Genomic DNA, 20130 nt, shown 5'->3' with positions numbered 1-20130 from the left:
GCCGATGCACGCCGGTCCGCTTGCGAGACACCTTCACGGCACTTACCGGTCGGCGACTGGCCGTCCGTCGGGCGCGACCACGGTCCATGGCACCTGGTGTCGATCGAGCTCGCCCGACAGGGCCGCTCGTGCACACGAACGGCCCTGCTCGCGCAACGAGGCCGCCACCGACCACACTCCTGAGGTGGTGGCCTCTCGCGAGCCGTCCCACCCGGTGAGTGTCACCTCCCGCTGTGTGCGGCCCACCGTTGAGCGGGCCCCCAGCGCCAGTTCATCGCTCATCGCCAGCACCACCACGGGGCCAGCGCCCTCCAGCGTCTCGAGCAGCGCTGCGGCGGCGTCCTCACCCAGTTCGCGCTGATTGCGCTCCACCACGGCGATCCGCACGTCGCCCCAGTCTTGACCGGCCTCGGTCAGTGCATCGCGGTAGCCGGCCAGACGAGCCCCGGTGACGGGAAAGGGGACCGCCTGCAGGTCCACCAGGTCGGGGGGCAGGTCGCGGCCGCGCAGGACGCCGCTGGCGCGGCGCCGGTCCAGGGGGAAGCTGATGATGACGGGGGTCGCTTCGGCCAGCGGCGTGGCCGCCGCGACCGCTGCCGCCGCCGCGCGGTCATCGGGCCCGATGCACACCATCCCCGGGTGGGCGGGACCGCCTTGGATAGCAGCGGGTCGCCCGCTGCTCGCGACGGCGGCCAGCACCGGGTCATCGGCGACGGTGGTCCACAGCACGTAGCCGTCCACCGCCGCTGCCAGCACCCGGTCGACGTCGGAGGCATCCCCCCGGGTGGGAATCAGCACCACTCCCAGGTCCTCGCTGACGCAGACGTCGGTGATCCCGGCCAGGAACTGCGCCGCCTGCGGGTTGTCGAAGAGGTAGGACAGGTGCTCCCCGACCACCACCCCCAGCTGTTTGGCGCGCCCTGAGCGCAGGGCCCGGGCGGTGCTGTCGGGGCGGTAGCCCAGCCGGGCCGCGGCCTCCAGCACCCGGGTCCGGGTGACCTCGGCGACCCGCGCGGGGTGGTTGAAGGCGTAGGAGACCGTCATTGGCGCGACCCCCGCCTGTTTCGCGACGTCTTTGACGGTGGGACGTCGTCGCGCAGGTGTGGGCACAACGACATCGTATCTTGCTGTGTATCGTTACGACGAGTGCTTGTGTAACGTTACGACGCATGAGTCAAGACACGGTCGCCTCCGCGACCCGTCCACCTGCCGTCGGTGCCCGTGCCGCCTACGCGCCCTACGCGGCGTTCGCCGCGTTCGGAATCTTCTGGGGCGCCTGGGGAGCCGCCCTTCCCACACTGCGCACCCAGGCCGGGGTCAGCGAGGGTCAGCTGGGCACCGCCTTGCTCTTCATCGGCCTTGGGGCGCTACCGGCGATGGCCTTCACCGGACGCGCGGTGGACCGCTACGGGCTCCGCGTGGCGTCATGGCTGCTGGCGGCGCTGGCCGGTGCTGGCCTCCTCATCACCGCCGGCGCCGACGGGGTGGTGCTGCTGATCATCGGAATGCTCGTGGTCGGCGCCGCCTCCGGTGCCGCGGACGTGGCCATCAATACCCTGGCCGGCCGCGCAGAGCACGCCACCGCCAAGCCTCTGCTCACCCGATCCCACGGGCTGTTCTCCGTGGGCGTGGTCATCGCCAGCCTGTCCACCGGAGCGCTGCTGGGTGCGGGGTTGTCACTGCTGGTGGCCTTCGCCATGGTCGCGGCGGTGATGTGCGCTCTGGCCGCGGCTGCCCAGCTGACCAGCACGTCGCTGCAGATTCCGGCGCACCAGGGCGATGCCGGTACCCGTCAGGAGCGCGGGGCACCGGCCGACTCCGGCGCGGCCGCGCCCCGTGGCGCACGCAGGCTCACGGGCCTGCTGCGCCGGATCAGCCCGACCTCACCCCTGTTCGTCGTGGGACTGGTGGCTGCCTTGGCCTACGCCATCGAGAACGCCCATCAGAGCTGGGGAGCGGTGATGCTCACCGACGTCTTCAACGCCTCACCCCAGCTGGCGGCCGCGGCCCCGGCGACTTTCGCCGCCACCGCCGCGCTGGCGCGCCTGAGCCTGGCGCCGCTGTCACGCAGCCACCCCACCGCGATGTTGCTCGGTGGAGGCGCGTTGGCTGCCGCGGGCAGCGCGGCACTGGCCACCGCCCCGTCGGTCGCCATTGCCCTGGTCGGGCTGGTGCTGGCCGCCCTGGGCACCGCGACGTTGTTCCCCACCTTGCTCAGCCGCAGCCTGCGAGGCACCGACCCCGCTCAGCACGGCCGGGCCACCTCCACCGTCGCCGCCACCGCCTACCTGGGCTTCCTGCTCGGCCCGGCCTACGTAGGTCTGCTGGCCGAGAGCGGCGACCTGCGCGGCGCGCTGCTCGGCGTGGCCGTGCTGGCTTTGGTCTTCACCCTGGCAGCAGGCCGGACCTTCGCGCCGTGACGGATCGCCGACAGCCTGGCGCAATCGGCTCGCAAGTCCTGTGGCGTTCACTGAGATCCGTCACCGCCGTCCCCCTCCGGCGGGCCACCCGGAGCCAGGACCCCGGACGGCATGACGCGCGCGTGGCACCGGTGTCTGCCGGCACCGGTGCCACGCACCTCACCGGACCCGGATCCCGACCGGGCTGCCCGGCTCGTCCAGCGGCGTGCGCCGGGCGGCCGCGGTGACTCCCGCGCCCGCCCCCGCGATCAGGGTGCCCGGCTCACCGCCGGGTGTCGCCCTGACCGGTGCGCTGCTGCGCGGCGTCGACGCCCTTGTCGATCTGTTCGGTGTACTTGCCGCCGGTGCGCTTGTCGGCCTGCTCGCCGGCCTTCTCGATGCCCTCGTCGACCTTGTCGTCGTGCTTGCCGACGAGGTCCTTGGCCTTGTCGATGAGTCCCATCTCGTCCTCCTCGTGATACGGGTTCCGGAGTGGCCCCTACCCGCCACCTGCTGGGGGGATGCATCCGCGGCCACGTTTTTACGGCGGAAGCCGGCGCGCTCAGTCCTCGTCTTCGAAGGGGACGGGTTGGCGCCAGGAGGGGGCGGCGGCCGGGACCACCTGCGGCTGCGGGGGCGCGCCGCGCCGGCCGAACAGCACGTCCCAGTAGTGGCGCGCGTCGGCGATGAACTCCTCGACGGGCACGGGCGTGCCGTCGGCGCGGGTCACCTCGAGGCCGGCGAACTCGACGGTGCCCTCGATGCAGTAGCCGGTGCCCTCGCCGGCCTTCCAGCCTTCGGTGAACCAGAACAGCGTGTGCGGCGCCGGGCCCGGGCGCAGGTCGACAGTGAGGCTCGGCTCGCCGGGCCAGTCGGCGGTCCGTGCCGGGCGGTCGAGGAACTCCCAGCCGTACATCGAGTGCCAGCCGCCGAGCGCCGCGGAGAACGCCTCCACGTCGTCCAGGCCATGTCACGGCACCATCATCCGGACGCGTGCGAGCGTCCGCCCGGGGCTTTCGCGGCGTCGAGGAGGGCGGCGCCGGCGGGGGTGCGGTAGTAGAGGACGGAGCGGCCCGAGCGGCGTCTGGTGACGAGGCCGGCGTCGAGGAGGACCCGGAGGTGGCCGCCGACGGAGCCGAGGGTGGTGCCGGTCAGGGCGACCAGCTGGGTGGTGCTCAGCGGTGCGGCCAGCAGCGTCAGTACGGTGGCACGCAGCGGGCCGAGGAGCCGGGCGAGCGCGTCGGTGGGTGTCGCGCCGGTGTCGGCGAGCCAGCCGGTGCAGGGGTAGATGACGGAGTACGAGGTGGCCGCCTCGTCCCAGCCGACCCAGCCGCGGGCGGCGGTCGTGGGGATGAACAGCAGCGCGGCGTCGGTGACGTCGAGCGGCGCGTAGTCGTACGTGTTGATCTGCAGGCGCCCGTCGCCGAGCCAGCGCATGCCGGGCCGCATCCCGTCCAGGACGGCGGCCCACCCGCCGGTGCTGAGCCGGTCGGTGCGGGACACGATGTCCGCCTCGAAGACGCGGCGCAGGCGGGGCCAGCCCGGCAGTACCAGCTGCGACCACACGAACTCGACGAGGTCGGCGGCGCGGTCGGCGATGTCACCGGCGCGCAGCACGTCCGGCACGGCCTCGCCGAGGCCGAGGTGCTCCTGCGCGAGCGCGGGAGGGGTGGCGCGCAGCCGGGCGAGCTCGGTCTGGAACGTCTCGCCGGGCGTCTGCGGCGGCGTGACCAGGAAGTCGGCGATCCAGCCGGGGCGGATCGCGGCGCGCAGGAACGGCCGCACGAACGGGTCGCCGGCGTAGCGGGCGTCGAACGCCGGCCGGTGCGCGGCGAGCCACTCCCGCTGCGGCGCCGACACCGCGTGCTGGCCGCCGAGCGCGGACAGGCACGCGACCGTCTCGGCGAGCGGCGACACGACGAACCGGCTGCCGGCGAGCACGTCCGTGCCGATCTGCCAGAACCCCACGTTTCGCCTCCACCCGAAACTGTACCGTGCGGCGGTGCCGGCGCAGCACGATGCCGATCATGCGCACGTACCGGCAACTGTTCCGCACGCCCGAGTTCCCCGCCCTGTTCGCGACCCTGTCCGGGCAGGTCGCGGCGGGGACCGTGGCGGGCATCGGGCTCGGCACCCTCGTCTTCGCGGCCACCGACTCGCCGCTGCTGTCGGCGCTGAGCATGTTCGGGGCGTCGTTCGCGCAGCTGATCGGCGCGGCGACGCTGCTGTCATGGGCGGACCGGGTGCCGCCGCGGGCCGCGCTCACCGGCCTCGCCGTATTCGCCGCGGTCACGACCGCCGTCCTGGCCGTGCCGGGCCTGCCGATCGCCGCCGTGTTCGCGGTCGTGCTCGCGCAGGGCCTCGCCGCGTCGGTCGGCGGCGGCGTCCGGTACGGGCTGCTCGCCGAGATCCTCCCGGCCGACGGCTACATCCTGGGCCGCTCGCTGCTGAATATGTCGATCGGCGCGATGCAGATCCTCGGTTTCGCCGCCGGCGGCGCGCTCGTCGCGGCCGTGTCCCCGCGCGGCGCGCTGGTCGCCGGCGCGGCCCTGCAGGCGGTGTCGGCGCTCATCGCCCGGTTGGGCCTGACCGCGCGGCCGCCGCGGGCGACGGACCGGCCGTCGGTGCGGGCGACCTGGCACGGCAACCGGAAGGTGTGGCGGCCCGCGACCTACATCGCCATGTGGGTGCCGAACGGCCTCATCGTCGGCTGCGAGGCACTGTTCGTGCCGTACTCCCCCGCCGCGGCCAGCATCCTGTTCGTCGCCGCCGCGATCGGCATGCTCGCCGGCGACGCGATCGCGGGCCGGTTCGTGCCGCCGCGGCTGCGGTACCGGCTCAGCGGCCCGCTGCGCTGGCTGCTGGCCGCCCCGTACCTGCTGTTCTTCCTCGACCCGCCGCTGCCGGTCGCGGTGGCGATCGCCGGTGTCGCCTCCGTCGGGTACGGCGCGACGCTCCTGCTGCAGGACCGCCTCCTCGCCACCACCCCCGAGTCGCTGCACGGCCAGGCCCTCGGCCTGTTCGGCTCCGGGCTGCTCGCCATGCAGGCGGTCGGCGCCACCCTCGGCGGCCTCATCGCCCAGCACACCCAACCGGCGACCGCGATGGGCATCCTCGCCGTCGGCTCGCTGCTGGTCTCCACCGGCCTGTTCGTCACCGGCCGCCTGACCAGGCCCGCCGAAGCGGCCCAGCGTCCCGAGCCCGTGGCGGTGGGCTGACCCGCGGCACCTGCGAGGATGCTCGCCTACGGAACGGGGGAACTGCCAGTGCAGGACGAGAACCAGGCGGATGCGGTGACCGTGCAGCCGGTCGCGCACGTGCTCGGCGGCCGGGCGGACGTCTTCGACGACGCGTGGGACGGCGTCGACGCCGTGATCCGGCTGGACGGGTCACGGTGCCGCCTGCACCGGGTGGTCGGGCTCGACCTGCACGTCAGCGGCCTGGACGCGGTCGCGGGCACCCCCGTGCTCGACATCAAGCCGTACATGACCGAGTTCGGACCACGCGGCGAGGTCCGCCAGCCCGCGTGGTCGACGGAGATCATGCACAGCTACTACTGAGCCCCCGTCGCCCGTCCGGCGCGGAGCTGGAGGACGTACGCCGCGGTGAGGGCGACGCCACGATCCTCGTCTCCGGCGAGAACCCCGAGAGCGTCCGAGGCGGTGCCGCCCGGGATGTCCGCCAGGGCCTGGGCCAGCCGCCGGCGGACCGGTGCCGCGTCCGCGCCGGGGGTGATGCGGGCGGTCAGGCCGGTCGCGATCCGCTCGGCCAGGTCGGGGTCGGCCGCGAGGGTGGTCAGGGCGTCGGCGGCGTCGACGTCGTTCGCGCCGTCGACCACCATGTCGATGAGGGTCGGGACCGCGTCGGCGGCGCCGCGGGGGCCGAGCGCGAGGGCCGCGTGCCGGCGGACGGTGACGTCGGCGTCGGTGAGGGCGGACCGGAGCAGGGTGGTCGCCGCGGCGTCCGGGATCTCGGCGATGGACTGCACGGCGCGGTCCCGCACGGCGGGGTCCGGGGCGGTGAGGCCCTCGGCGAGCAGGGTGAGGCCGCCGTCGCCGGACTGGGCGAGGGCCCAGCGCAGGGCGCCGGCGACGTTCGGGTCCGACTCGCTCAGGGCGGCCTCGACGAGTGCGTCCGTCGGGGCGTCCGCGGCCGAGGTCAGGGCGGCGCGCTGGCGGCGGCCGGCGCTGTCGGAGCCCAGCGCCTGCAGGAGGGCGACGATCTGCAGGACGTCGTCCCAGGCGGCGGGCTCCGCGGCGTCGATCCGGCGCAGCCGGGTGAGCAGGTCGGTCTCGGCCGCGATGCGGTCCGTGGTCTGCCGGATCAGGTCGGTGACGAGGTCCGACGGGGTGAAGCCGGGGTCGTCCAGGGCGCGGCCGACCTCACGCAGCGACAGGCCCAGGGTCCGCAGGCTCTCGATGTGGAAGATCCGGCGGATGTCGTCGTCGGAGTACTCGCGGTAGCCGCCGACGGTCCGGCCGGTCGGCCGCACCAGGCCGAGCGACTCGTAGTGCCTGAGCATGCGGGCGCTCACGCCGGACCGCCGGGCCACGTCACCGATCAGCAAAGCGAGTCACTCCTCCTGGGCAGTGGCGGCCGGGCCGAGGGCCCTGACGCGCTTCGCCTCCTCGACCGCGAGCACGAAGCCGGCGTCCGGGTCGCGCAGCAGCCGATCCGTGGCGGCGGCGTGCTGCCGTACGAGCGGCAGCGGGCTCGACGCCGCGGCGCGCAGGGCCGGCTCGATCATCTCACCGAGCGCGACCAGCGACCGGCTGAGGCTCAGCTGCGTCTCGCGGTCGCCGCGCCCGAGCTGGGTCACCAGCACGCCGGCCAGCTCACCCTCGGCGCCGGACGGGACGAGGGCGACCGCCGTCCGCCACGCGGTGCGCGCCACCGTGTCGTCGGCGTCGGTGAGCAGCTCGCGGGTGATCGCCGGCCACGCCTGCCGGTCGCCGATCTTCGACAGCGTGTGCAGCGCCTGGCTGCGCGCCTGCGCCCGCTCCGACCGCAGCTCGCCGATCAGCCTGGGGACCGTCGCCGCCGCCGGGTGGCGGGTGAGCGCCCAGGTGAGCATGTCCCGCACGAAGAAGTCGGGCTCGACCGCGCACCGGGTGACCAGGGTGTCGACGAGCGACGGGTCGGGGGCGGTGCCGACGGCGAGGGCCGCCTTCAGCCGTACCGACGAACTCCTGTGCTCCAGTGCCTGGACGGCCTGCATGGTCATCTCGACCACCTCCTGCGACACAGTGAACGGCTTGTCACCGTGTCAAGGTCAAGGAAGGTGCGTCAGGTCCCGGTACGCGCCGATGATCGAGCTGGTCAGCTCCGCGAACTCGACGCCCGGGTCGCGGGCCGGGTGCAGCCGGTCGAGCAGGCCGTCGGCCCGCCGGACGGCGTCGACGGCGGCGCGGACGGCCCGCTCGTCGCGGACCAGGTCGACGCACTCCCCGGCGAGGGACTCCAGGGCCCGCACCCGGCGGCCGATCTCGGCGTCGAGGCCGGTCAGGGTCTCGCCGAGGCGGGCGCGCCGGTCGGCGAGCGACGCGTGCAGCGCCGCCGACGCGGGGCCGGCGGGCAGGCCGGCCGCGGCGCGGGCCAGGTCGATGAGCCGCCGGCCGGCGGCGGCGCGGTCGTGCAGGAGACCGGCGAGGGTCCACAGCGACCCGGCGAGCGGCTCGCTCGGGGCGGGCACGGAGACCAGGTCACGCAGGCGCGGCCACACCAGCAGGGTCGCCTGCACGGCGCTGAACGCCTCGGCGAACACGGCGGTGTCCGCGGGCCGGTGCAGGGCCACCCGCCGGTCCTCCCAGCTCACCCGCCCGCCGGCGGTGCCCAGGGCCAGCGCGGCCGCGCCGAGTGCGGCGCCGGCCAGCGGCGTGAGCAGCACGGTCGCGGCGGCGGACGCGCCGGCGGCGGTGCCCGTCGCCAGCCGCAGCGAGGTGCGGCGGGGCGGCCCCGGACGGGCGCCGGCGCGGGCCGGGATGAGGTGGATGATGCCGTCGCGGCCGGTGCGGGACACCGGCTCGGCGAAGCTCGGCTCGTCGAGCGCCACGAGACAGCCGCCGGCACCGTCGAGCACGACGAACAGCAGGTCGTCCGCGGCCACGACGCCAGTGTATCGACGCGCCCGGCGACCCACGCGCTCGAACACCACCGGCGTCGGGTGAAGCGCCGGTACAGTTCGGCGATGGGTCACCCCGCGCTGCGCGACGCCGCCGGCACGCCGTTCTGGCTGGACCGGCCACAGAGGCCACCGCACCCGCCGCTGCGCGGGGCGGCGGACGCGGACCTGGCGGTCGTCGGCGGCGGGTTCAGCGGGTTGTGGACGGCGCTGCTGGCGAAGGAGCGCGACCCGGGGCTCGACGTCGTCGTGCTGGAGGGCCGCCGGATCGGGTGGGCCGCGAGCGGGCGCAACGGCGGGTTCTGCGCGGGCAGCCTCACCCACGGCCTCGCCAACGGCGCCGAGCGCTTCCCCGACGAGATCGAGACCCTCGAAGCGCTGGGCCGGGAGAACCTCGACGGCATCGAGGCGACGCTCCAGCGGTACAAGATCGACTGCGGCTTCGAACGCACCGGTGAGCTGTCGGTCGCCACCGCCCCCTGGCAGGTGCCGGGGCTCCTCGAGCAGCAGCGGCTGTCGGAGCGGTCGGGACGGCGGGTCGAGTTCCTGGACCGGGACGCGATCCGCGCGGAGGTCCGCGGCGCGACCTACGAGGCCGCCGTCTGGGACCGCGACGGCACGGCGCTGCTCGACCCGGCGCGCCTCGCGTGGGGGCTCGCCGACGCGTGCGCCGCGCTCGGGGTCCGCTTCCACGAGGGCACCCGCGTCACCGGCATCTCCCCCGCCGGCGCGGGGCTGCGGCTGCGCACCCCCGACGGTTCGGTCACCGCGGCGAAGGTCGCGCTGGGGACGGGCGCGTTCCGGTCGCCGCTGCGGCGGGTCCGGCCGTTCATCGTCCCCGTGTACGACTACGCGCTCATGACCGAGCCGCTCACCGCCGGGCAGCTGGCGTCGATCGGCTGGGCCCGGCGGCAGGGCATCGCCGACGCCGCGAACCAGTTCCACTACTACCGCCGCACCGACGACGACCGCATCCTGTGGGGCGGCTACGACGCCGTCTACCACAACGGCGGCGCGATCCGTCCCGCGTACGACCAGCGACCGTCCACATCGGACAAGCTCGCCACCCACTTCTTCGAGACGTTCCCGCAACTGGAGGGGCTGCGGTTCACGCACGCGTGGGGCGGTGTCGTCGACACGTGCTCGCGGTTCTGCGCGTTCTTCGGCACCGGGCACGGCGGCCGGCTCGCGTACGCGGCGGGCTTCACCGGCCTCGGCGTCGGCGCGACCCGCTTCGGCGCGCAGGTGATGCTGGACCTGCTCTCCGGCGAGCCGACGCCGCTGACCCGGCTGCGGATGGTCCGCTCGAAGCCGGTGCCGTTCCCGCCGGAGCCGGTCCGGTCCGGGGTGATCCAGCTGACCCGCTGGTCGATCGCCCGCGCCGACGCGCATGACGGCCGCCGCAACCTGTGGCTGCGCACCCTGGACCGGCTCGGCCTCGGCTTCGACTCCTGACTGTCAGATCGTGAAACCGCCGTCGACGTTGACGGTGGCGCCGGTGATGTACCGGCTGTCGGGGCCGGCCAGGAACGCGACCGTCGCCGCGACGTCGGCCGGGTCCGCGTAGTGCCCGAGCGCGGTGAAACCGTTGATGGTGGCCGCGTTCGGACCGTCCGCCGGGTTCAGGTCCGTGTCCGTGGCACCCGGATTGACGAGGTTGACCGTGATCGCGCGCGGGCCCAGCTCACGCCCGAGCGACTTCGTCAGGCCGACCAGCGCGGTCTTGCTCATGGCGTACAGGCTGAACCCGGGAAACACGGCCCGCTCCGCCACGTTGCTACCGATGTTGATGATCCTGCCGCCGGCCGCCATGTGCCGCACCGCCGCCTGACTGGCCACGAACGGCGCACGGACGTTGACCGCGACCGTCTCCTCGAACGCCTCCAGGCCCAGCTCCTCGATGGGGCCGAGGAGGAAGGCGCCGGCGTTGTTCACCAGGATGTCGAGGCGGCCGAGCTCCGCCGCGGTGCGGTCGACGGCCCCGGCGACCGCGGCGGGGTCGGCGCTGTCGGCCTGGATCGCGACGGCCCGGCGCCCGGTCGCGGTCACGGCGTCGGCGGTCTCCTTCGCCCGCCCTTCGTCGTGCTGGAACGTGAACGCCACGTCGGCGCCCTGGGCCGCGAGGCGCCGCACCACGGCGGCGCCGATCCCGCGCCCTCCGCCGGTCACCAGGGCCACCTTGCCTTCAAGCGTGCTCGTCGTCATGCGGACCAGCCTTCCGCGCCGCGCGGCCCACGTCTGGCGGCGATCGGACGCGGCGTTCTCCGGCGTTTGGTACGGCAGACTGGTCGCATGGTGGTGCGGTTGGTGGCGTTCGATCTCGACGGGACGCTGACCCGGGGGCCAACGTGCCTGGAGGCGACGGCGGCCAGGCACGGCTTCGCCGAACAGATGGCGATCTGGGAACGGGCCCGCGGCGACGACGCCATCATCAAAATCCGCGACGCCGTCTGGGCGCTGCTGTGCGGCTGGACCCCCGAGCAGCTCACCGCTCCCCTGGCCGACATCCCGCTCGCCCCGGGCGCCGCGGCCGGCATCGCGGCTCTGCACGCCGCCGGGATCGACGTGGCGATCGTGTCGCTGGGCTTCGCCCCGCACGTCGCGCACTTCGCCGAGCAGCTCGGCGTCGGCACGGTCATCGCGACCGAGATCCTCGCCGGCGGCGGCTTCCGGCACGTGTTCCCGTCGTCGAAGCCGGTGCTGCTCGAACAGTACGCGGCGGCCCGCGGCTGGTCCCTGGCCGACGTCGCCGCGGTCGGCGACAGCCACGGCGACGTGCCGATGCTGCGCGCCTGCGGCATGTCCGTGTTTGTCGGCCCCGACCTGCCCGCCGACCTCACCCCGACCGCCCACCTACCGGGCGCCGCGATCGACCACATCGCCGCGCTCTGCCTCCAGACGAACACCGCGCCGAGGCTCGGCGCCGGCGCGAGTTGAGCATCGGTGCGAAGGTGCCCACCACTTCCCGGCGCTCCACTGATGACCATACATAGCCGCGTCGGGTGACGGGGAGGCTCAAGTGTCGGTGGGTGGCCAGGCGAGCAGTCGTGCGCCGAGGACGGCGGCCTGCAGGGTGAAGCGTTGGGTGGGTTCGCCGGGGTGGTAGCCGGTGAGTTGCTGGATGCGGTCGAGACGGTATGTGACGGTGCGGACCGACACGTGCATCTGCCGTGCGGTGGCGGTGTAGTTGCCTTGGTTGTCGAACAGCACGGTGAGGGTGTCGAGGTAGAGCCGGGCGCCGCCACGGGCAGTGGTGAGCGGGCCGAGGACGGTGTCGACGAGGTCGGTGATCGCGTCCCGGTCGCGGAGCAGTACGGGGAAGACGAGCAGGTCGGCGGCATTGAGTACCGGGGTGGTGAAGCCGAGCTTCGCAGCGTGGTCGAGGGTGTTGCGGGCCTCGTCGAGTGATGTCGCCAGTCCCGGCAGGCCGGGATGGGCGCGGCCGACGGCGAGCTGCCATCCGTCGGTGCCGAGCTCGGTGATCAGCAGGTGGGCGATCTCGGCGGCGATGCCGCGCAGGCCGCCGGCGCTGATGCAGACGAGGTCGGTGTCGCGGAGGGTGGTGAGGGTGTTGCCGTCGCCGAACCGGCGGGCGAGTGCGGCGTCGACGCGGTGCGCGACGTCGGCGGTGAGCGTGGCGCGGCTGCGGGGGTTGGTGGCACGGGCGACGAGGACGACGTGGGTGGCGGAGATGCGGATGCCGTACCGCTGGGCGCGTTCGGCCAGCCGTCCGGGGTCGGCGCGGCCGGTGAGCAGGTCGTTGACGAACGCGGTGCGGGCCTGGTCGTGGCGGGCGAGTTCGGCGTGGGTCTGCCGGGCGTGGCCGTGCAATGCCGCCGTCACGATCGTCTGTGTGTCGGTCAGCAGGACGGCTGCGCGGGCGTGCACACCGGCTGCTGTGTCCGCGGGGCTGGTCGTGGTCGTCTGCCAGTGCGCCGCGACGGCGTGCAGGACCCCGTTGACCAGGTCCGGTGGCTGTAACCCGGCGTCGGCGGCCCGACGGCCGAGGTCGGTGGCAGCACGCAGCCGGCGGACGCCGGGGGGCAGGTCCAGGATCGCGGCGCACCCGTCCGCCAGCCAGCCGCCGGGCTGCGGATCAGACACCGACGTCGCGGCGGTCGAACATGATGATCCCGGCGACGGCGGTACCCGTGCCGACGACGACGAGCGCGAGCAACTGGATCGGGTGCCAGCCGGTGTGCAGCGGGTCGGTGCCGATGAAGTAGTGGAACGGCGACAGCCAGCGCAGCCAGTGCCAGCCGCCCAGCATGCCGCCGAGCGCGTTGAGCATGTACGTGGCGACGGCGGCGACCCCGGTGACGGCCAGGACGGTGCCCCGTTTGCCGGTGGCGGCGCCGACGAGGAACGCCACACCGGTGAAGCACCACACCAGCGCGACCAGCCCGGCGCCGGCGGCGGCCACGTTCGACAGGCTGATGTGCATGCCGATCGCGGGGACGAGCGCCATCAGCACCGCCCACGGGATCGCCGCGACCGAGAGGACGGCCACGCCGGCGGCGGCCAGCCGCTGCCGTGCAAACGAACGCCGCGACAGCGGGTTCGCCAGCAGCAGCTCCATCCCGCCGTCCTCCTCCGGCCGGGCGATCGTGCGGGCCGTCAAGGTCACCGCGCACATGAGCAGCAGCAGCGGCCCGATGAGGCTGAATACGGTCGCCTGCAGGTAACCGGCTGGGGAGAGCATGTCGGCGATGCCGAGGAAGTCCAGCATCCCCTTCGGCAGGGCCTGCTGCTTGAGCTCGGCCGCGCCCTGGAAGCTGCGGTAGAACCCGGTGTAGACGGCGGTGAACACCGCGACGCCGACGGCCCAGCCGAGCATCGCCCGGCGGTCGTCCCGCCACGTCTTACGCACCAGCGCGGGCAGCATCGCCTGCTCCTTCACCGTGAGGCTCCGAGTGGTAGTAGAACGACAGGAAGGTCTCCTCCAGGTCCGGCTCCGCCGACAGCAGGTCGACGACCGAATGCCGGGCCGCCGCCTTGACCAGCGGATCAAGCCGGCCGTCGACGGTGCACCTCAGCACCGGACCGGACACGACGACGTCGCTGACGCCCGGCAGCACGGTGAACTCCGCGGCGTCGACCGGGTCGTCGAAGTGGATCTCGACGGTGCGTACGGCGCGTCGGCCGAGAGACTCGACCCGCTCCACCGCGGCGAGCCGGCCGTCACGCACGATCGCCACCCGGTCCGCGCTCTGCTGCACCTCGGCCAGCACGTGCGAGGACATGAACACCGTCTGGCCGGCCGCCCGTGCGTCGCGGACCATGCCGAGGAACTCGTGCTGCACCAGCGGGTCCAGGCCGCTGGTCGGCTCGTCGAGGATCAGCAGCGCCGGCTGGTGCATGAACGCCTGGACGAGGCCGACCTTCTGCTTGTTGCCCTTGCTCAACGTGTGCACCGGGCGGGACAGGTCCAGTTCGAGACGGTCGGCCAGCTCGGTCACGTGGGACCAGGCGACCCCGCCGCGCGCGTCGGCGAAGAACCGCAGCAGTTCGTCGGCCCGGCCCCGGCCCGGAAACGCCAGCTCGCCGGGCAGGTACCCGATCCGGCGGTGCAGGACCGCCTTGTCGCGGCGCGGGTCGAGCCCGAGCACGACTGCCCGGCCGCGAGTCGGGCGCAGGAAGTCCAGTAGCAGCCGGATGGTGGTGGTCTTGCCCGCCCCGTTCGGGCCGAGGAACCCCATCACCTCCCCGGCCCGGACCTCCAGGTCGAGGCCCTCGATGCCGCGACGCGCACCGTAGAACTTCGTCAAGCCCTCGGTGTGCACGGCGATGTCGCTCGTCATACCGACATCGTCGCCGTCGCCGCCCCGCACTTCCAGGTCGGGATCCGGCGGACAATCGACCACCGGTGTTTCCGGAACCCGGCAACACCGGTCCGGTAAGGGACGTCATGATTTCGTTCGATGCCGTGGACCCGGGAGCGAGCGGTCTGGGCTTGCGCGCCGGCGGGCCGCGTTGCGCCTTGTGCTGATGCTTTGGCAGCACCTGGGTAGGGCCGCGGCTCAACGAGGTGTGGGGCCGTCGCCGACGATGGGCCAGACACTCTGCAGGAGCCCGGCCAGGACCAGCAGCTGGATGAAGAGGTGGGCACGATGATGACGTTGCCGACCAGACTTCCCGGCGCTCCGCACGGCAACGTACTCCGTCCCGGCCGGCCCGGGAAGGATCTTGCCGTTCGTGGGACGGCGACCTCGCCGTACCGGACGCTCGCGTACCCTTGCGTCAGGTGTGCCGGGAAGTCTGGTCGGCGATGGTTTTGCCGACCCTTCCCTCAGGAGCCGCATGCACCCCGCACCGGACCGCCGCCGACCGCGACTGCTACTGCTCGGCCGTGGCAGCTGGGGCGAGGTCAGCCGGATCGGCGACATCCTGCGCACCGAGACGGTCGGCGGCGCGCTGCTGCTGGTCGCGGCGGTCGTGGCACTGGCCTGGGCGAACTCGCCGTGGCGCGGCGCCTACCACACGCTGAGCGCGGTCACGGTCGGCCCGCACTCGCTGCACCTGGACCTGTCCCTGGCGCAGTGGTCGGCCGACGGGCTGCTCGCCGTGTTCTTCTTCGTGGCCGGGCTGGAGCTCAAACGGGAGTTCGTCGCCGGGGACCTGCGCGACCCGCGGCGGGCGATGCTGCCGGTCCTCGCCGCGGTCGGCGGCATGATCGGCCCCGCGCTGATCTTCGTGGTGGTCAACGCCCGCGTGCCGGGGGCGCTCGCCGGGTGGGCGGTGCCGACCGCGACCGACGTCGCGTTCGCGCTCGCCGTTCTCGGTGTCATCAGCACCCACCTGCCGGCGGCGCTGCGGACGTTCCTGCTGACCCTCGCGGTCGTCGACGACCTGCTCGGCATCACGGTCATCGGCCTCTTCTACACCGACGACCTGCGGATCGTCCCGGCGGTGCTGATGCTGGTCCCGCTCGGGTTGTTCGCGTGGCTCACCCACCGGCAGGTCCGCGCGTGGTGGGTGCTGCTGCCCCTCGCCGGCGCCACCTGGATGCTCATGCACGCCTCCGGCGTCCACGCCACCATCGCCGGGGTCCTGCTCGGCTTCGCCGTCCCGGTGCGGCGCCGCGCCGACGGTACCGGCTGCGAATTGGCGCAACAGTTCGAGCGGCGCTGGCGGCCCGTGTCCGCCGGCGTCGCCGTGCCGGTGTTCGCGTTCTTCGCCGCCGGGGTCACCGTCGTCGGCCACGGCCCGATCGGCGCCCGCCTGGCCAACTCGGTCACCCTCGGCGTGATCGCCGCGTTGGTGCTGGGCAAGACGGTCGGCGTGCTCGGCACGACCTGGGTGGTACAACGGTTCACCCGCGCCCGGCTCGCGGCCGAGCTGAGCTGGTGGGACGTCTTCGGACTGTCGATCCTCGCCGGGATGGGATTCACGGTGTCGCTGCTGATCGGCGAACTCGCGTTCGGTGTCGGCACGCAACGCGACGCCGACGCCAAGATCGGCATCCTGCTCGGGTCGCTGGCCGCCGCGACCCTCGCCGCGGTCGTGCTGCGCATCCGCAACGCCCACTACCGGCGCCTGCGCAAGATCGAGGAACTCGATCTCGACGCCGACGGCATCCCTGATGTTTACCAGCAGGAAGACCTGGCGACCTGACACTCGCGGCTCCCGATCGCGCTGCCTGTCTCATACCGGGTCGGCAGCGCACTGCGTCCCGAGGGTGCAGCCGTCCCGTCGGCTGCTCAGCGGACGGAGCCCGCGTCGATGCGCTGGCCGTCGGCCAGATTGACGACGATCCGGATTCCCGCGGGCACTTGATCGTGGAGCGCGTTGAGCAGGTTGCCGACCGGTGGGAGCTGCTGCGGCGCGAGGACGTCGATCGTCGCGGTGTGCGCGGCGATGGTGACCGTGCGGACTTCGGCGCCGGGGACGGCCGCGACCCAGTCGGTGGCGGCAGCGGTGATCCGGTTCGTCCATGCATTGACCAGGAGGTTGGCCGCTGTGTTGGCACCGAGGGGGACGAGCACCAGCACCATGAGCAGCGCCATGGTCGCGTAGGCCCGGGTGACCCGGGCGGCTTGCCAGGCGTCGCTGTAGCCGGCGAACACCGCCGTGCCGGCCAGGACCAGGGCCAGCACATTCGACGCGAACAGCACCGATGCGCCGGCAGCGAGCGCGAGCTCACCCTGGCCGAGGCAGATCCCGGCCACCGCGAGGGGTGGCACCAGCGAGATGGCGATGGCGACACCCGGCAGCACGTCGCCGACGTCGCGCCGGGAGAGCCCTACCGCCCCGGCCAGTCCGGTGGCGATCGCGGCGACCAGGTCGGCGAGCCGTGGCGACGTGCGCCCGGACACCTGCGTGTTGGCGAGCAGGTTCACGCCGCCCGGTACCGCGAGTGAGGCGATCACACCGACACCGACGACGACGAGGAGACCGAGCGCGACGACACCGGCCGAGCGCAGCAGCAGGCGCCGGTCGGCCGTCGCAATGCCCAGGGCCATGCCCATGATCGGCCTGGCCAGCGGCGCGATGATCATTGCGCCGATGACGGTCGCGGTCGAGTCGGCCAGCACTCCGGCGCCGGCGATCACCGCCGAGAGGACCAGCATCGACCAGAACGCCGACCGTTTCGAAGCCCGGTCCCCGCTGCCGAGGTCGACCTGGTCGGCCAGCTCGCCGACCGTTTTGCGCTGCGAGGCCGGCAACAGCCGCGACCACCAGCCGCCGCGCACCTCCGGCTCCTGCGCCCCGGCGGGGCTCATTGCCGGCGCCGGTCATGCGACGGTGGCGTGGACACCGTGGTCGAGTCGGTGGTTGAGGCGGACCGCGGTGTTGATCAGCGACAGGTGACTGAACGCCTGCGGGAAGTTGCCGAGTTGCTCGCCGGTGAGGCCGATCTCCTCGGCGTACAGGCCGAGCGGGTTGGCGTAGGTGAGCATCTTGTCGAGCACCAGCCGTGCCTCGGTGAGCCGGCCGGCGTCGGTGAGCGCGTCGACGTACCAGAAGGTGCACAGCGAGAAGGTGCCTTCGTGGCCGAGCAGGCCGTCCGGCGACGCGGCGGGGTTGTACCGGTAGACGAGGCTGTCGGAGACCAGTTCCCGGTCCATGGCGTCCAGCGTGGACAGCCACCTCGGGTCGGTGGGGGCGATGAAACCCAGCTGTGGCATGAGCAGGAGCGACGCGTCGAGCACGTCCGAGCCGTAGTGTTGGGTGAAGCTGGCGGTCCGCGGGTTCCAGCCCTGGCTCATGATCTGGCGATAGACGTTGTCGCGTTCGGTCGTCCAGCGTGCGATGTCTCCCGGTCGGCCCCGGCCGACGGCGAGCCTGATCGCCCGGTCGAACGCCACCCAGCACTGGAAGCGGCCATACGTGAAGTCCTTACGGCCGCCGCGGGTCTCCCAGATACCCTCGTCGGGCTGGTCCCAGTGCTCGCAGAGCCAGTCGATGATCCGGGCGATGCTCATCCAGCCCTCGTACGCCATCCCGTGACCCTGGCTGTCGGCCCGATGCAGCGCGTCGAGCGCCTCACCGTAGACGTCGAGCTGCAGCTGGTCGGCGGCGTCGTTGCCGATGCGGACCGGCCGGGAGCCCCGCCAGCCTTCGAAGTGATCGAGTGTCTCCTCGGTCAGGTCCGACGACCCGTCGACCCGGTACATGATCTTCAGCGGGCCGGACGAGGTGCCCGAGCTCTCGACGGTACGGTCACGCAGCCAACGCCGGAACGATGCCGCCTCCTCGACGTAGCCGAGGCCGAGCAGCGCGCGCACCGAGAACGACCCGTCGCGGATCCACGTGTAGCGGTAGTCCCAGTTGCGTTCGCCGCCGGTGAGCTCGGGCAGCCCGGCGGTCGGCGCGGCGACCGGTGCGCCGGTCGGTGCGTAGGTCAGCAGTTTGAGTGTGATCGCGGACCGGGCGACCGTCTCCCGCCAACGCCCGCGGTAGGTGGAGGCGTTGACCCAGTCGCGCCAGTACCGGGCGGTGTCGGCGCCGAGCCGCTCGAGCTCGGCGACCGGCAGCCGGGTCGGACGACCGCCCTGGGACTCGAGCACCACACCGGCGATCTGCCCTTCCTGCAGGGTTCGGGCGATGTGCAGATCGTCGCCGTCGCGCTGAAGGTCACGGTCGCGTTCCGCGACGCCGACCGGGTGCACGGTCAGCTCCAGGCCGTTGGCGGCGAAGACCGCGCCGTCGCTGGACAGCTCGAGTTTGTGCGGCATGCGGCCGTAGTCGAACCTGGGCCTGATGTCGATGGTGAAACGCATGGTGCCGCGCACCGTCCGCATCATCCGCACCAGGCGGTGCCGGTCGGTGGCCACCACCCCGGCGATGGGCATGAAGTCGGTGACCTCGCCGACACCGTCGGGGGTCATGAACCGCGTGATCAGCATCCCGGTGTCCGGCAGGTAAAGCTGGCGGCTCACGTAGTCGTCGGTGTCAGGTGCGATCCGGAAGTACCCGCCTCGCTCGGCGTCCAGCAGCGCGGCGAACACGCTCGGTGAGTCGAACCGCGGGCAGCACATCCAGTCCACCGACCCGTCGCCGCTGACCAGCGCGGCAGTCTGCAGGTCGCCGATGAGCCCATGGTCACTGATGTCCGGGTACCGGTCCACGACAAACCCCCCTGCCGTCGCCACGTGCGTACGGTCCAGCCTCATCGACGCCGAAGACGCTCGCCTCGCCCTCGGCGGAGGAGCCGTGGCGATGAGGCGAGGTGAGTTCCGTGGTTGAGCGGCTCTGCACCACCCCGCTGATGAGCTACACCGTCGTCTACGCCCTGTCCAACATCGTGCTGCCGCTGCTCGGGCCCATCGTCGTCGCCATGACCGGCGCCCTCACCTGACCCCACCCCGGCCACCCGAACCGCCGCCGGGACGGACGGAACCACACCCGGGACGGTGGATTCGGCGCGGGCCCAGCTCACCGCCAGAGACCCCGTCGGCGGTTTCATGACCGCGGCTGAGCCCGCGCATCCGGCGACAGGCCGGACTCGACCGTCCGTAGCCGCAGTGCGAGGGCGACCTCACCGACACCGATCAGCACCGCGCCGATGCCGCTGACCAGCACCAACATGGTCAGCGACGGCCCGGGCCACAGCATGAACGCGACGCCGACCAGCACCGAGACGATGCCGAGCGCACTCAGCCACCCCCGCGTCGACTCCTTCGCCGGCATCGCGACAAGCAGCACCGCGAAGCCGCTCAACAGCCAGGCCAGGCCGACCAGCGTCGCCAGCACGACCACCCCGCCGCTCGCGTTGCTCACACAGGTGATCCCGGCCACCAGCAGCACCACCGCCATGACACCGGCCAGCATCCGGCGCGAGAAGCTGGTGTCCGACCGCAACGCCGTCACCCCCCGCGTCACGCCGAGCGCGATGAGCCAGATCCCGGCCACGACGCCGAGCAGACGCAGCGTCTGCCCGGGCCACACGAGCACCGCCAGGCCGAACAGCGCCGTGACGACGCCGAGCATCAGCACCTGCAGATAGTCCTCGGCGAACACCGAAGACCGGTCTTTCCGGGCACCGCGTTGGTACCAGTGCGTGGTCGCCATCGTCCCCCCTTGGAACCGGCATGCCTCGGCTTCCACCGTTCGGCGACCACCAGCGCGCGGGCTCACCCGCCCGGCATGATCCGGATCGTCCCGCGC

General features: G+C 73.1%; 20 protein-coding genes. 6 read left to right on the top strand and 14 right to left on the bottom strand.

What is annotated here, in order from left to right; genetic code table 11:
* Positions 1–42: 42 nt before the first annotated feature.
* Positions 43–1110, bottom strand: a complete 1068-nt coding sequence (locus AB0J72_RS43125; protein WP_363410570.1) for a LacI family DNA-binding transcriptional regulator — start codon at positions 1108–1110, stop codon at positions 43–45.
* A 59-nt stretch (positions 1111–1169) separates the two neighbouring features.
* Here AB0J72_RS43125 and AB0J72_RS43120 point away from each other — a divergent pair, with 59 nt between their 5' ends.
* Positions 1170–2420: an MFS transporter gene (locus tag AB0J72_RS43120; protein WP_363410567.1), complete on the top strand. Its 1251-nt coding sequence runs from the start codon at positions 1170–1172 to the stop codon at positions 2418–2420.
* Between the two features lie 262 nt (positions 2421–2682).
* On the opposite strand, the gene AB0J72_RS43115 is transcribed toward AB0J72_RS43120, so the two are convergent.
* The 3 genes from AB0J72_RS43115 to AB0J72_RS43105 form a co-directional block, all read right to left on the bottom strand.
* On the bottom strand, positions 2683–2862 hold the full coding sequence (locus tag AB0J72_RS43115; protein WP_363410564.1) for an antitoxin: 180 nt from the start codon (positions 2860–2862) through the stop codon (positions 2683–2685).
* Positions 2863–2961: 99 nt separating this feature from the next.
* Positions 2962–3354: a hypothetical protein gene (locus AB0J72_RS43110; RefSeq protein WP_363410561.1), complete on the bottom strand. Its 393-nt coding sequence runs from the start codon at positions 3352–3354 to the stop codon at positions 2962–2964.
* Between the two features lie 26 nt (positions 3355–3380).
* Positions 3381–4367, bottom strand: a complete 987-nt coding sequence (locus AB0J72_RS43105) for a helix-turn-helix domain-containing protein (protein ID WP_363410558.1) — start codon at positions 4365–4367, stop codon at positions 3381–3383.
* A 59-nt stretch (positions 4368–4426) separates the two neighbouring features.
* Between AB0J72_RS43105 and AB0J72_RS43100 the strand changes: the two genes are divergently transcribed.
* A complete protein-coding gene (locus AB0J72_RS43100) occupies positions 4427–5617 on the top strand; it encodes an MFS transporter (RefSeq protein WP_363410555.1) in 1191 nt (396 codons plus the stop codon).
* Positions 5618–5665: 48 nt separating this feature from the next.
* Positions 5666–5959: a TrmO family methyltransferase gene (locus tag AB0J72_RS43095; protein ID WP_363410552.1), complete on the top strand. Its 294-nt coding sequence runs from the start codon at positions 5666–5668 to the stop codon at positions 5957–5959.
* Here the strand turns inward: AB0J72_RS43095 and AB0J72_RS43090 are convergent.
* From AB0J72_RS43090 to AB0J72_RS43080, 3 genes are read right to left on the bottom strand one after another with little or no spacing between them, the layout of a single operon-like run.
* Positions 5953–6966 (bottom strand): HEAT repeat domain-containing protein, encoded by a 1014-nt coding sequence (locus AB0J72_RS43090; protein WP_363410549.1) that lies wholly within the window; start codon positions 6964–6966, stop codon positions 5953–5955. The genes AB0J72_RS43095 and AB0J72_RS43090 overlap by 7 nt on opposite strands.
* Positions 6967–6972: 6 nt before the next feature.
* Positions 6973–7623, bottom strand: coding sequence for a HEAT repeat domain-containing protein (locus tag AB0J72_RS43085; protein ID WP_363410546.1), 651 nt, complete (start codon positions 7621–7623; stop codon positions 6973–6975).
* 48 nt (positions 7624–7671) lie between these two features.
* Entirely contained in the window at positions 7672–8505 is an 834-nt protein-coding gene (locus tag AB0J72_RS43080) for a hypothetical protein (RefSeq protein ID WP_363410543.1), read from the bottom strand.
* Between the two features lie 81 nt (positions 8506–8586).
* On the opposite strand from AB0J72_RS43080, the gene AB0J72_RS43075 reads away from it, so the two are divergent.
* Positions 8587–9975: an FAD-dependent oxidoreductase gene (locus AB0J72_RS43075; RefSeq protein ID WP_363410540.1), complete on the top strand. Its 1389-nt coding sequence runs from the start codon at positions 8587–8589 to the stop codon at positions 9973–9975.
* 3 nt (positions 9976–9978) lie between these two features.
* Here the strand turns inward: AB0J72_RS43075 and AB0J72_RS43070 are convergent, their stop codons facing one another.
* Positions 9979–10725: an SDR family oxidoreductase gene (locus tag AB0J72_RS43070; protein ID WP_363410537.1), complete on the bottom strand. Its 747-nt coding sequence runs from the start codon at positions 10723–10725 to the stop codon at positions 9979–9981.
* A gap of 87 nt (positions 10726–10812) precedes the next feature.
* On the opposite strand from AB0J72_RS43070, the gene AB0J72_RS43065 reads away from it, so the two are divergent.
* Positions 10813–11457 carry an HAD-IB family phosphatase gene (locus tag AB0J72_RS43065; RefSeq protein WP_363410534.1) on the top strand — a complete coding sequence of 215 codons (645 nt, stop codon included), beginning with the start codon at positions 10813–10815 and terminating at the stop codon, positions 11455–11457.
* Positions 11458–11535: 78 nt separating this feature from the next.
* Here the strand turns inward: AB0J72_RS43065 and AB0J72_RS43060 are convergent, their stop codons facing one another.
* From AB0J72_RS43060 to AB0J72_RS43050, 3 genes are read right to left on the bottom strand one after another with little or no spacing between them, the layout of a single operon-like run.
* Complete coding sequence (locus AB0J72_RS43060; RefSeq protein WP_363410531.1) at positions 11536–12624, bottom strand: helix-turn-helix domain-containing protein; 1089 nt, start codon at positions 12622–12624, stop codon at positions 11536–11538.
* Positions 12617–13405 carry an ABC transporter permease subunit gene (locus AB0J72_RS43055; protein ID WP_363410528.1) on the bottom strand — a complete coding sequence of 263 codons (789 nt, stop codon included), beginning with the start codon at positions 13403–13405 and terminating at the stop codon, positions 12617–12619. Before AB0J72_RS43055 ends, AB0J72_RS43060 begins: the two co-directional genes overlap by 8 nt.
* Positions 13383–14321, bottom strand: coding sequence for an ABC transporter ATP-binding protein (locus AB0J72_RS43050; protein WP_363410525.1), 939 nt, complete (start codon positions 14319–14321; stop codon positions 13383–13385). The genes AB0J72_RS43055 and AB0J72_RS43050 overlap by 23 nt, the downstream gene beginning before the upstream one ends.
* 499 nt (positions 14322–14820) lie before the next feature.
* Between AB0J72_RS43050 and nhaA the strand changes: the two genes are divergently transcribed.
* Positions 14821–16134 carry a Na+/H+ antiporter NhaA gene (gene nhaA / locus AB0J72_RS43045; protein WP_363410522.1) on the top strand — a complete coding sequence of 438 codons (1314 nt, stop codon included), beginning with the start codon at positions 14821–14823 and terminating at the stop codon, positions 16132–16134.
* Between the two features lie 86 nt (positions 16135–16220).
* Here nhaA and AB0J72_RS43040 read toward each other — a convergent pair whose 3' ends face one another.
* The 3 genes from AB0J72_RS43040 to AB0J72_RS43030 form a co-directional block, all read right to left on the bottom strand.
* Positions 16221–17243, bottom strand: coding sequence for a TIGR00341 family protein (locus AB0J72_RS43040; RefSeq protein WP_363410519.1), 1023 nt, complete (start codon positions 17241–17243; stop codon positions 16221–16223).
* A 12-nt stretch (positions 17244–17255) separates the two neighbouring features.
* Complete coding sequence (locus AB0J72_RS43035; RefSeq protein ID WP_363410649.1) at positions 17256–19091, bottom strand: glycoside hydrolase family 15 protein; 1836 nt, start codon at positions 19089–19091, stop codon at positions 17256–17258.
* A 334-nt stretch (positions 19092–19425) separates the two neighbouring features.
* A complete protein-coding gene (locus AB0J72_RS43030; protein WP_363410516.1) occupies positions 19426–20034 on the bottom strand; it encodes a DUF308 domain-containing protein in 609 nt (202 codons plus the stop codon).
* Positions 20035–20130: the final 96 nt, after the last annotated feature.

Source organism: Dactylosporangium sp. NPDC049742, assembly GCF_040674675.1.
Classification (GTDB): Bacteria; Actinomycetota; Actinomycetes; order Mycobacteriales; family Micromonosporaceae; genus Dactylosporangium; species Dactylosporangium maewongense.
The sequence above is the reverse complement of the archived record's forward strand: the minus strand, read 5'-3'. Positions and strand labels throughout refer to the sequence as shown.

Coding starts and splice junctions, on each gene's coding strand:
- AB0J72_RS43120 (WP_363410567.1), top strand. CDS start 1,170: ATGAGTCAAGACACGGTCGCCTCCGCGACCCGTCCACCTGCCGTCGGT.
- AB0J72_RS43115 (WP_363410564.1), bottom strand. CDS start 2,862: ATGGGACTCATCGACAAGGCCAAGGACCTCGTCGGCAAGCACGACGAC.
- AB0J72_RS43100 (WP_363410555.1), top strand. CDS start 4,427: ATGCGCACGTACCGGCAACTGTTCCGCACGCCCGAGTTCCCCGCCCTG.
- AB0J72_RS43085 (WP_363410546.1), bottom strand. CDS start 7,623: ATGACCATGCAGGCCGTCCAGGCACTGGAGCACAGGAGTTCGTCGGTA.
- AB0J72_RS43075 (WP_363410540.1), top strand. CDS start 8,587: ATGGGTCACCCCGCGCTGCGCGACGCCGCCGGCACGCCGTTCTGGCTG.
- AB0J72_RS43070 (WP_363410537.1), bottom strand. CDS start 10,725: ATGACGACGAGCACGCTTGAAGGCAAGGTGGCCCTGGTGACCGGCGGA.
- AB0J72_RS43065 (WP_363410534.1), top strand. CDS start 10,813: ATGGTGGTGCGGTTGGTGGCGTTCGATCTCGACGGGACGCTGACCCGG.
- AB0J72_RS43055 (WP_363410528.1), bottom strand. CDS start 13,405: ATGCTGCCCGCGCTGGTGCGTAAGACGTGGCGGGACGACCGCCGGGCG.
- AB0J72_RS43050 (WP_363410525.1), bottom strand. CDS start 14,321: ATGACGAGCGACATCGCCGTGCACACCGAGGGCTTGACGAAGTTCTAC.
- nhaA (WP_363410522.1), top strand. CDS start 14,821: ATGCACCCCGCACCGGACCGCCGCCGACCGCGACTGCTACTGCTCGGC.
- AB0J72_RS43040 (WP_363410519.1), bottom strand. CDS start 17,243: ATGAGCCCCGCCGGGGCGCAGGAGCCGGAGGTGCGCGGCGGCTGGTGG.
- AB0J72_RS43030 (WP_363410516.1), bottom strand. CDS start 20,034: ATGGCGACCACGCACTGGTACCAACGCGGTGCCCGGAAAGACCGGTCT.